Annotated in this window: 9 protein-coding genes; 8 read left to right on the top strand and 1 reads right to left on the bottom strand. The window is 60.4% G+C overall.

Annotation, left to right across the window (positions count from 1 at the left end):
* The first annotated feature begins 99 nt into the window (after nt 1–99).
* From ACIOZM_RS23165 to ACIOZM_RS23155, 3 genes are read left to right on the top strand one after another with little or no spacing between them, the layout of a single operon-like run.
* Complete coding sequence (locus tag ACIOZM_RS23165) at nt 100–1,119, top strand: aminoglycoside phosphotransferase family protein (RefSeq protein ID WP_401217717.1); 1,020 nt, start codon at nt 100–102, stop codon at nt 1,117–1,119.
* A complete protein-coding gene (gene murU, locus ACIOZM_RS23160; protein ID WP_401217714.1) occupies nt 1,116–1,787 on the top strand; it encodes an N-acetylmuramate alpha-1-phosphate uridylyltransferase MurU in 672 nt (223 codons plus the stop codon). The genes ACIOZM_RS23165 and murU overlap by 4 nt, the downstream gene beginning before the upstream one ends.
* 1 nt (nt 1,788) lies before the next feature.
* The gene (locus ACIOZM_RS23155) at nt 1,789–2,556 is read left to right on the top strand and encodes a TerB family tellurite resistance protein (protein ID WP_401217712.1); all 768 of its coding nucleotides are present in this window, start codon (nt 1,789–1,791) and stop codon (nt 2,554–2,556) included.
* 139 nt (nt 2,557–2,695) lie between these two features.
* Here ACIOZM_RS23155 and ACIOZM_RS23150 read toward each other — a convergent pair whose 3' ends face one another.
* Entirely contained in the window at nt 2,696–3,679 is a 984-nt protein-coding gene (locus tag ACIOZM_RS23150; protein WP_401217710.1) for an alpha/beta hydrolase family protein, read from the bottom strand.
* Between the two features lie 74 nt (nt 3,680–3,753).
* On the opposite strand from ACIOZM_RS23150, the gene ACIOZM_RS23145 reads away from it, so the two are divergent.
* The 5 genes from ACIOZM_RS23145 (at nt 3,754) to ACIOZM_RS23125 (ending at nt 10,876) form a co-directional block, all read left to right on the top strand.
* Nucleotides 3,754–6,147, top strand: coding sequence for a PAS domain S-box protein (locus tag ACIOZM_RS23145; protein ID WP_401217707.1), 2,394 nt, complete (start codon nt 3,754–3,756; stop codon nt 6,145–6,147).
* Nucleotides 6,148–6,176: 29 nt separating this feature from the next.
* Complete coding sequence (locus ACIOZM_RS23140; RefSeq protein WP_008085218.1) at nt 6,177–6,806, top strand: response regulator transcription factor; 630 nt, start codon at nt 6,177–6,179, stop codon at nt 6,804–6,806.
* Nucleotides 6,807–7,150: 344 nt separating this feature from the next.
* On the top strand, nt 7,151–8,275 hold the full coding sequence (locus tag ACIOZM_RS23135; RefSeq protein ID WP_401217704.1) for an ABC transporter ATP-binding protein: 1,125 nt from the start codon (nt 7,151–7,153) through the stop codon (nt 8,273–8,275).
* 48 nt (nt 8,276–8,323) lie between these two features.
* A complete protein-coding gene (locus tag ACIOZM_RS23130) occupies nt 8,324–9,367 on the top strand; it encodes an ABC transporter substrate-binding protein (protein WP_401217701.1) in 1,044 nt (347 codons plus the stop codon).
* A gap of 261 nt (nt 9,368–9,628) precedes the next feature.
* The gene (locus ACIOZM_RS23125) at nt 9,629–10,876 is read left to right on the top strand and encodes an ABC transporter permease (RefSeq protein WP_401217698.1); all 1,248 of its coding nucleotides are present in this window, start codon (nt 9,629–9,631) and stop codon (nt 10,874–10,876) included.
* Nucleotides 10,877–10,888 lie beyond the last annotated feature (12 nt).

Here is a 10,888-nt window from a genome sequence, read left to right as displayed (position 1 = left end):
CCACCCCCGCCCCCCCCCACCCGCGTCCAACCCCACCCCCCCCCGCCCGTATTAAAACATGCCCCGTCTCCCGGCCACCCCCCGTCGGAGACCCTTGCAATGCCTGACCAAGATGTACGCTTGCAACACCTGAAAGTTTGGCTCGATGAGCAGTTGGCAAACCTGTTTGCAGATCAGGGCTGGGGCGCCGTGCCCCCGGCCACGTTGACCGCGGCCAGCAGCGACGCGAGTTTCCGCCGTTACTTCCGTTGGGAAGGCGCGGGTCGCAGCTTCGTCGTGATGGACGCGCCGCCACCCCAGGAAAACTGCAAACCGTTCGTGGATATCGCGTTTTTGCTGGCGAAATCCGGAATAAATGTGCCGAAAATTTATGCAGAAGACCTCGAACGCGGATTTCTTTTGCTCAATGACCTGGGTAACAAGACCTTTCTCGACGTGATCGACAGCGAAAATGCCGACGCTTTGTTCAGCGATGCCCTGCAAGCGTTGCTGGCTTTTCAGCAATTGCCGATGGTTGCACCGCTGCCGAGCTATGACGTTGCCCTGTTGCGCCGTGAGCTGGAATTGTTTCCGGAGTGGTACGTGAAGCGTGAACTCGGTATCGAGTTCGATACCGCGCAACAGCAACAGTGGAAGGACGTCAGCGATCTGCTGATCGACAGCGCGCTGGCCCAGCCGAAAGTTTTGGTGCATCGCGACTACATGCCGCGCAATCTGATGCTCAGCGAGCCGAATCCCGGTGTGCTGGATTTCCAGGATGCGGTCTACGGTCCGGTGACTTACGACGTGACGTGCCTGTTCAAGGACGCCTTCCTCAGTTGGCCGGAAGAACGTGTACGTGGCTGGCTGGAAAATTACTGGCAGCAAGCCTCGGCGCTGAACATCCCGGTACAGCCAGACTTCGAAGACTTCCTGCGTGCCAGCGACTTGATGGGCGTGCAGCGCCACCTGAAAGTCATCGGCATCTTCGCGCGTATCTGCCATCGCGATGGCAAGCCGCGTTATCTGGCCGACGTTCCGCGTTTCTTCTCTTATATAGAAGCGGTGGTCGCCCGCCGTCCGGAACTGGCGGACCTGCAAGCATTGCTGGCCAGTCTGCGTGTCGGAGCGCAAGCATGAAGGCAATGATTCTGGCTGCGGGCAAAGGCGAGCGCATGCGCCCGCTGACCCTGACCACGCCGAAACCGCTGGTGCGAGCGGGCGGTGTGCCGCTGATCGAGTATCACCTGCGCGCTCTCGCAGCGGCCGGTTTCAGCGAGATCGTGATCAACCACGCCTGGCTCGGTCAGCAGATCGAGGATTACCTGGGCGATGGTTCGCAATATGGCGTGAGCATTCAGTATTCGCGTGAAGGCGAGCCGCTGGAAACCGGCGGGGCGATTTTTCGTGCCTTGCCGCTGCTCGGCGATGACGCTTTTCTGGTGGTCAACGGCGACATCTGGACCGATTACGACTTCAGTGTGCTGCATCAGCCGATCACTGGTCTGGCGCATCTGGTGCTGGCGGACAACCCGGCGCATCACCCGACCGGCGATTTCACCTTGGTCGACGGTCAGGTGAGTGACGCTGAACCGGGCGCGACCACTCTGACTTACTGCGGCATTGCGGTGCTGCATCCGCAATTGTTCGACGGCTGCAAGGCCGAGGCTTTCAAGTTGGCTCCGCTGCTGCGCAAGGCGATGGCCGACGGTCAGGTGAGCGGTGAACGCTTGAAAGGCCTGTGGGTCGATGTCGGTACGCATGAACGACTGGCTGAAGCAGAAGCCTTGATAGAAGCGAGACGTTGATATGTTGTGGCCAGGGACTCTGATTGGAGCCGGGGCGGGTTTTGCTATCGCCAGCATTCCGGGGGCCATGCTTGGGGCATTGTTGGGGCAAGCGCTGGATCGGCGCCTGCATTTGCAGAGCTGGGGACATTTGCGGGAAAAACTCGGCGGTCAGCCGATGTTGCGCAACGACGAATTGTTGTTCGTGTTGCTCGGACGTCTGGCCAAGAGTGATGGTCGGGTGACGGACGGGCATATCCAGCAGGCGCGTCAGGAGATGCGCGCGCTGGATATGAGCGACCCGGCACAGCGTCGGGCGATTGCCGCGTTCAATCGCGGCAAGTCCGGCAACGACAATCTGCGTGGTTATCTACGTCGCCTGAGCGCGCAACCGCATGCCACCGAAGGCGTACTGCGCGCTTGCTGGCGGATGGTCTGGGCCGATGGCCGGGCCGGCGTTGGCGAGCGGGAGTTGTTGGCGAAGTGGGGCAAGTGGCTGGGCTGGACAACCCAGCAGGTGCAGGCTTTGGCCAGCGACTACGAACCGGGCAAGCGACCGGTGATCAGTGCGGCGTTGAGTTATCAGGAAGCGATGAGTCTGCTGGGCGTGTCGGTGACCAGCGAGCCGGCGCAGATCAAACGGGCTTATCGGCGACTACTCAGTCGCCATCATCCAGACAAGATTGCCGGCAGTGGCGCGACGGTTGCGCAGGTTCGCGAGGCCACGGACCGGACTCGTGAACTGCATAACGCTTACACGCTGATTCGTGAGCGGCGGGATTTTCGTTAGGCGCTTTTAAAAGGTGTATTGCCTGGAATGGCCCTATCGCGAGCAGGCTCACTCCCACATTTGATTGCATTCCAACTGAAGGAACTCGATCAATTGTAGGAGTGAGCCTGCTCGCGATCTGGGCGACGCGGTCTCTCTGTCAGTCCACGTTCTGCGGATTCAACCAGCCACGAACCCGGCGAAACAACTGTTCCTGCTCAGCCTTGCTGTCCGGCAATGCCTTGAGCGCCACCTGACTGAACGCCGAAGTCTTCAACCGCTTGCTGGCCTGCATGCGTTCCAGCGCGGCATTGCGATCCAGCGGTTTGTCGGTGTAGAAAATATCAGCCGTCGGCAGCTTCAAGGTTGGGGTCAATTCCGCAAGCTGCGGTTTGGCCTTGGTCGGCGTTTGCGCGTCGACCATCACAAACTTCTCCACCTGAGATGTCTGCTTCTCGCTCAGGTAACGCGCCGCCCAATAAGCGCCAGTGCCATGACCGAGCACCACGATACGCCGCGCACTTTGCTGTTCGGCGTAGGCAATCGCCGCATCGATGCGCGCAAAAATCCGCTCGGCATCAGCCTTGGATTGCTCTTCGGTGGTTTCGGCGACGATTTGATCCGCTACTTCGGCTTCACCGCCAGCGGCCTGTTCGATCGGTTGCGCGGTGGTCGAATCCTTGCTGCCGGTCTCGGCCGCTTTCGGCGCCGCCGGGGCTGCGATTACGCGCGGTGCGATGGCGTCGCTTTGCAGATCGGGCAGGGTGATACTCAGGCTGCTCCACTCGACGTCTGGCAACTTGCGTCGCAACGGGCCGATTGCTTGAGGCCAGTCAGCAGTTTCGCCTGCGCCCGGGATGATAATCACCGCGCCTTTGGGGTCCGCAGTGTTGGCCGGTTTCCACAGCGCGAGGAAGGTTTCGGCACCGGACTGCAACTGTTGTTGTTCCTGAACCGGGACCTTGAGTGCAAGTGCCGCGGCCTCTTCCTGACTACGCTCAAGCAGTGGCTGGCGTTCAGCCGGTTTTGCTTCGGTGGATTTTTCCGTGGCGGGCGCTGGATCGGCGGCTTCGACGGAAAACGCACAAGGCAGGAGCAGCGACAGGCACAATGCTGGCATTGCCAGGCGGTAGACAGAGGGCATCGGTTATTCCAGGCCAGAAAAGTATTCCGGCAGCCTAATGGGTTGGTCAGAATTTGTCAGTGTATGAGACTTCAATGAAGCGAATTTGCTGCCTGTGGGTTATCGGCTGTTTGTGGTTTCCCTTGATGGGCTGGGCGGCGCCTGCGCCACCGAGCCATCTTGTGCAACTGTCGGCGAGCCAGCAGCAATGGCTGGCGCAACACAACGAGTTGCGCGTCGGTCTGGTGTTACAAGCGCCCTATGCGCAATACGACCGGCGTTTGCAGCGCTTGTCCGGGGCCAATGTCGAGTTGATGAAGTCACTGGCGAAAGCCCTCAACGTCGAACTGAGCTGGCGCAACTTTCAGGATCTTGAGCAACTGGAGGCCGCCGCCCGCGACGGCGAAATCGATCTCGCGCCGGGCCTGACCCAGACCCCAAGCGCGCTGCGCTTGTGGCTGTTTTCCGATCCATACATGCGCGTGCCGCAATTGGTGGTCAGCGACCAGAAGACCGGCGGCGTGGTCGAGCTGGAAAAACTCGACAGCCAGTCCCGCGTCGCGGTGCGTATGCCGAGTGCGACCGCTGATTACCTGCGTGGCAACTATCCCCATCTGAATCTGCAAGGCGTGCCAGTGGAGCGTCAGGCGTTGCAGTTGCTGTTGAGTCAGCAGGCGTCCTACGCCGTGGTAGATGAGGCGCAGTTGGGTCGGTTGTCAGCCGAACCCGAGTTCGCGGGATTGGTGGTGGTTGGCGATATCGGTCTGCCGCAGTTGCTGCGGGTTGCGACCCGGCGCGACTGGCCGGAACTGGCCGGTATCGTTGAAAGCGCCTTGCGCGCGATCCCCGCCAAGGAACTGGAGCGCCTGCACAATCAATGGCTGCAACCGAAATACCCGCGACTTTCGGAATCGCCGGGTTTCTGGCAGAACCTGAGCCTGTTGTTTGCTGTGCTGCTGCTCAGTTGCGCGGCGATTGTGTTCTGGCAACGGCGTCAGCAGCACAGCCTCGAACAACGTCTGCTGGCCGCGCGCGAAGACATCGCCCAGCGCGCCGCCAGTGAAGAAGCGCTGCGGCTGACGCAGTTTTCCATCGATCAAAGCACCGTCGGCATTCTCTGGGTCAATTGGGACAGCCATGTGCGCTACGCCAATCGTGCGGCGGAAAACATGCTCGGTTATCCGTCGGGCGGGATCATCGAGCGGCCGCTGATCGATTTCGAACCCGGCCTGCACATGGATCGCTGGCTCAGTTTGTGGAAGCGTGCCCGCGCCAGCGAAGAGGGGCCGCTGAGTTTTGAAACCAATTGCGTGCGCGCCGATGGCAGTGTTTTGCCGGCGGATGTCTCGCTGAGTTTTCTGCGGTTTCGCGACAGTGAATATCTGGTGGTGTATCTGACGGACGTCACCGAGCGACGCCGCGCTTTGGCCGCATTACAGGAAAGTGAAGCGCGGCTGCAGGGCATCGCTGCCAACGTGCCGGGTCTGGTATTTCGCCTGGAGCGCGCACCAGTGACCGGCCAGATCGATTTCGCCTACATCAGTGAAGGCAGTGAAAGTCTGGTTGGTTATGCACCGGCCGCCATCGCCCATCGCGACATGGGCCTGCGCAGTCTGGTGCATCCGGACGACAAGGCCAGTTATCACCAGACCCAGGATCAGGCGCTGGACACGGATCGCGACTGGTCATGGCAAGGGCGGATTCTCACCCGTCAGGGCGAGCAACGCTGGGCCGAGATCAAGGCCATTACCCGGCAACTGGAAGACGGTGCGTATGTCTGGGACGGCATCGTCTGGGACATTACCGAGAGCAAGCGCATCGAACTGGAACTGGCCGCGAGTCGCGAGCAACTGCGCGAACTGTCGGCGCATCTTGAAAGCGTGCGAGAGGAAGAAAAGGCGCGCATTGCCCGCGAGGTCCACGATGAGCTGGGGCAGATGCTCACGGTGCTGAAACTCGAGACATCGATGTGCGAACTGGCCTACGCGCAACTTGATCCAGGCTTGCATGATCGCCTCAACAGCATGAAGCGCCTGATCGCCCAGTTGTTCCAGTTGGTGCGCGATGTTGCCACCGCGTTGCGTCCGCCGATTCTCGACGCCGGGATTGCCTCGGCGATTGAATGGCAGGCGCGGCGCTTCGAGGCGCGCACGCAGATTCCGTGTCTGGTGCAGGTGCCGGAGAATCTGCCGCCGCTCAGCGATGCCAAAGCCATTGGCTTGTTCCGGATTCTGCAGGAGGCGCTGACCAACGTTATGCGGCATGCCCAGGCGCATACTGTCGAACTGACGCTAGCGCTTGAGGGTGATGAGTTGTGTCTGACGATTAGCGATGACGGGGTAGGATTTGTCGCCGCGACGGGTCGGCCGACTTCGTTCGGTTTGGTCGGCATGCGCGAACGGGTGCTGATCATGGGCGGGCGATTGCTGCTTGAAAGTGAGCCGGGGGAGGGCACCAGTCTGAATGTCTGGGTGCCGCTGGATAGCTAGAAGATCAACCCATCAGTTAGGAGAGGCAAGTGATCCGTGTACTGGTAGCCGAAGACCACACCATCGTCCGCGAAGGCATAAAGCAATTGATCGGCCTGGCCAAGGATCTGCAAGTCGTGGGCGAGGCGAGCAATGGCGAGCAGTTGCTCGAGACTCTGCGACATGTGCCGTGTGAAGTCGTTCTGCTGGATATCTCCATGCCCGGCGTCAATGGTCTGGAAGCGATTCCACGCATCCGTGCACTGAACAATCCCCCGGCGATTCTGGTGCTGTCGATGCACGACGAAGCCCAGATGGCTGCCCGGGCGCTGAAGGTTGGCGCGGCCGGTTATGCGACCAAGGACAGCGATCCGGCGCTGCTGCTGACGGCTATTCGCAAGGTCGCGGCGGGCGGGCGCTATATCGATCCGGATCTGGCTGATCGCATGGTTTTCGAAGTCGGCCTGACTGACGCGCGGCCACTGCACTCGCTGTTGTCCGAGCGCGAGTTCTCGGTGTTTGAACGCTTGGCGCAGGGCGCCAACGTCAACGACATCGCCCAGCAACTGGCGCTGAGCAGCAAAACCATCAGCACTCACAAGGCGCGGCTGATGCAGAAGCTCAACATCACCTCGCTGGCGGAATTGGTGAAATACGCGATGGAACACAAACTCCTCTAAAGATCACTGCTTATCCAATGTGGGAGCTAGCCTGCTAGCGATTGCTTTATGTCAGCTAGCTCAGTAGCGACTGACCTGCCGCCATCGCTAGCAGGCTAGCTCCCACAGTCTCGGTATAGGCATGTTCATTTGCGACGTTACTGATAGCGCGTTTTTGCCGTTGCATGTGGCTTGCAGCTCGACGCTCGCAGCTGCCATACCCAAACGCGCCATCCTTGTAGGGCAATCCCTACCCCCAACCTTCCATCCGGCTGAGGCGATTCTCTCCTGCGCCCCGATTTGCGCGCCTGTCAGTAGCCACTAGGCTTAGTCCCACAGCAGTCATCAATAACAAAGGTGTGGGTATGAGCCAGGTCGATTCAAACGCAGGGGCCAGTGATGTGCTGGTCAGCTTTCGTGGTGTGCAGAAGAGCTACGACGGCGAGAACCTGATCGTCAAAGACCTCAACCTGGACATTCGCAAAGGTGAGTTTCTGACCCTGCTCGGGCCGTCCGGCTCCGGCAAGACCACCAGCCTGATGATGCTTGCCGGTTTCGAAACACCGACCGCCGGGGAAATCCTCCTGGCCGGGCGTTCGATCAACAACGTGCCGCCGCATAAGCGCGACATCGGCATGGTGTTCCAGAACTACGCGCTGTTCCCGCACATGACTGTCGCCGAGAACCTGGCCTTCCCGCTGACCGTGCGCGGGCTGAACAAGAGCGACGTCAGCGACAAGGTCAAGAAAGTCCTGAGCATGGTTCAGCTCGATGCCTTCGCCCAACGCTATCCGGCGCAATTATCCGGTGGTCAGCAACAGCGAGTGGCACTGGCCCGTGCGCTGGTGTTCGAGCCGCAACTGGTGCTGATGGACGAACCGCTTGGCGCCCTCGACAAACAACTGCGTGAACACATGCAGATGGAGATCAAGCATCTGCATCAACGCCTCGGCGTGACCGTGGTCTACGTGACCCACGATCAGGGTGAGGCGCTGACCATGTCTGACCGCGTCGCGGTATTTCATCAAGGCGAAATCCAGCAGATCGCCCCACCGCGCAGCCTCTACGAAGAACCGAAAAACACCTTCGTTGCCAACTTCATTGGCGAGAACAATCGTCTTAACGGCCGCCTGCTCAGCCAGAGTGGCGAGCGTTGCGTGGTCGAGCTGGGCCGTGGCGAAAAGGTTGAGGCGCTGGCGGTCAACGTCGGCCAGACCGGCGAGCCGGTGACCCTGTCGATTCGTCCGGAACGCGTCAGCCTCAACGGCTCCAGCGACCAATGCGTCAACCGCTTCTCAGGGAGGGTGGCGGAATTCATCTATCTGGGCGACCACGTCCGGGTGCGCCTCGAAGTCTGCGGCAAGACCGACTTCTTCGTGAAACAACCGATTGCCGAGCTCGATCCCGGGCTTGCGGTCGGCGACGTGGTACCGCTTGGCTGGCAGGTCGAGCACGTTCGTGCGCTCGATCCCCTTTTAGAGGCGAACTGATCGCCCCGGCAATACCAACACCAACCCTGCACGTGGAGAGAACAATAAATGTTGAGATCCCTGAAGTTCACCGCCCTGACCCTGGGCCTGATGGGTGCGGCAAGCGCAATGGCCGCTGGCCCGGATTTGACCGTGGTGTCGTTTGGCGGGGCGAACAAGGCTGCGCAGGTCAAAGCCTTTTACGCACCGTGGGAAGCGGCGGGCAACGGCAAGATCGTCGCCGGCGAATACAACGGTGAAATGGCCAAGGTCAAAGCCATGGTCGACACCAAGAGCGTGTCGTGGGATCTGGTGGAAGTCGAATCGCCGGAACTGGCCCGTGGTTGCGACGAAGACATGTTCGAACCCCTCGATCCTGCGCTGTTCGGCAAGTCCGAAGACTACGTCAAAGGCGCTATCCAGCCATGCGGCGTGGGCTTCTTCGTCTGGTCGACCGTACTCGCCTATAACGCTGACAAGCTGAAAACCGCGCCGACCAGTTGGGCGGATTTCTGGGACACCAAGAAATTCCCGGGCAAGCGTGGCCTGCGCAAAGGCGCCAAGTACACCCTCGAGTTCGCGCTGATGGCAGACGGCGTTGCGCCGAAAGACGTCTACAAAGTGCTGGCTGGCAAGGACGGTCAGGATCGCGCCTTCAAGAAACTCGATGAGCTGAAGCCAAGCATTCAGTGGTGGGAAGCGGGCGCTCAGCCGCCGCAATACCTCGCTTCCGGTGACGTAGTGATGAGCTCGGCCTACAACGGTCGCATCGCTGCCGTGCAGAAAGAATCCAACCTGAAAGTGGTGTGGAACGGCGGCATCTACGACTTCGACGCATGGGCCATTCCTAAAGGTCTGGACGCCAAGCGCGCTGAAGCGGCGAAGAAATTCATCGCCTACTCGGTACAGCCGCAGCAGCAGAAGACCTACTCGGAAAACATCGCCTACGGCCCGGCCAACACCCAAGCCGTACCGTTGCTGAGCAAGGACGTGCTGAAAGACATGCCGACCACCCCGGAAAACATCGCCAACCAGGTGCAGATCGACGTCAGCTTCTGGGCTGACAACGGCGAGCAACTGGAGCAGCGCTTCAATTCTTGGGCTGCGAAGTAAGTAGCCGCCCGTTCTGCGGAGATTTCTGTGGCGAGGGAGCTTTTGTGGTGAGGGGATTTATCCCCGTTGGGGTTGCGAAGCAGCCCCGAAACCATAGCGCTCGGTATGTCGGGAACCCCGTTCTGAGGTTTACGACTGCTGCGCAGCCGAACGGGGATAAATCCCCTCGCCACAAAAACTCGCTGTCACAGGTTGCGGTGTTTCAACACAACAGAGGTGGTTCGCCATCTCTGTAACGATCAAAGATTTGCGGAGTACGTCATGGCCATCGCCGTTCCCTTGAACGAGGGCACCAGCCCCACCTTGAAGCAGAAGCTCAAGCGCGCCGAGCGGGTCAACCGCTGGAAGGCTCAGGCGCTGATTGCGCCGCTGGTGCTGTTTCTGTTGCTGGTGTTCCTGGTGCCGATCGTGGCGCTGCTCTACAAAAGCGTGGGCAACCCGGAAGTGGTCGGCGGCATGCCGCGCACCGTGGCGGCCATCGCCAGTTGGGACGGTCGCGGCCTGCCCGCCGAGCCGGTGTACAAGGCTGCCAGCGACGACCTCGCCGAGGCCCGCAAAAACTCGACGCTGGGCGATCTGTCCAAGCGCTTGAACATGGAGTTGGCCGGCTATCGCAGTCTGCTGACCAAAACCGCCCGGGCGCTGCCATTCGCCAGCGAACCGGCCTCTTATAAAGAAGCACTGGAAGCCCTCGACGAACGTTGGGGTGATCCGGCCTACTGGCAAGCGGTGCGCCGCAACACCAGCAGCATCACGCCTTACTACTTGCTGGCGGCAGTCGATCACCGCATCGACGACCTCGGCGAAGTAGCCCCGGCCACCCCGGATCAGGCGATCTACCTCGACATCTTCGCCCGCACCTTCTGGATGGGCCTGATCATCACCGTGATCTGCCTGTTCCTCGCCTATCCCTTGGCCTATCTGCTGGCGAACCTGCCATCACGCCAAAGCAACCTGCTGATGATTCTGGTGCTGCTGCCGTTCTGGACCTCGATTCTGGTGCGGGTCGCGGCGTGGATCGTGTTGCTGCAATCGGGCGGCCTGATCAACAGCGGTCTGATGGCCATGGGCATTATTGATAAGCCGCTGGAACTGGTGTTCAACCGCACCGGCGTGTACATCTCGATGGTGCACATCCTGCTGCCGTTCATGATCCTGCCGATCTACAGCGTGATGAAAGGCATCTCGCCGACCTACATGCGCGCAGCGATTTCACTGGGCTGCCATCCGTTCGCCAGTTTCTGGCGGGTGTATTTCCCGCAGACCTATGCCGGTGTCGGCGCCGGTTGCCTGTTGGTGTTCATCCTCGCCATCGGCTACTACATCACCCCGGCGCTGCTCGGCAGCCCGAACGATCAAATGGTCAGCTACTTCGTCGCCTTCTATACCAACACCAGCATCAACTGGGGCATGGCCACTGCGCTGGGCGGCTTGCTGCTGCTGGCGACCGTGGTGCTTTATCTGATTTACAGCTGGCTGGTGGGCGCCAGTCGCCTGCGCCTGAGCTAAGGGGAATTTGAG

The sequence above is a fragment of the Pseudomonas sp. NPDC087346 genome, from assembly GCF_044744235.1.
In the GTDB taxonomy this organism is placed as follows: domain Bacteria; phylum Pseudomonadota; class Gammaproteobacteria; order Pseudomonadales; family Pseudomonadaceae; genus Aquipseudomonas.
Note: the sequence above shows the minus strand (reverse complement) of the source record. Positions and strands in the feature narration are given on the sequence as shown.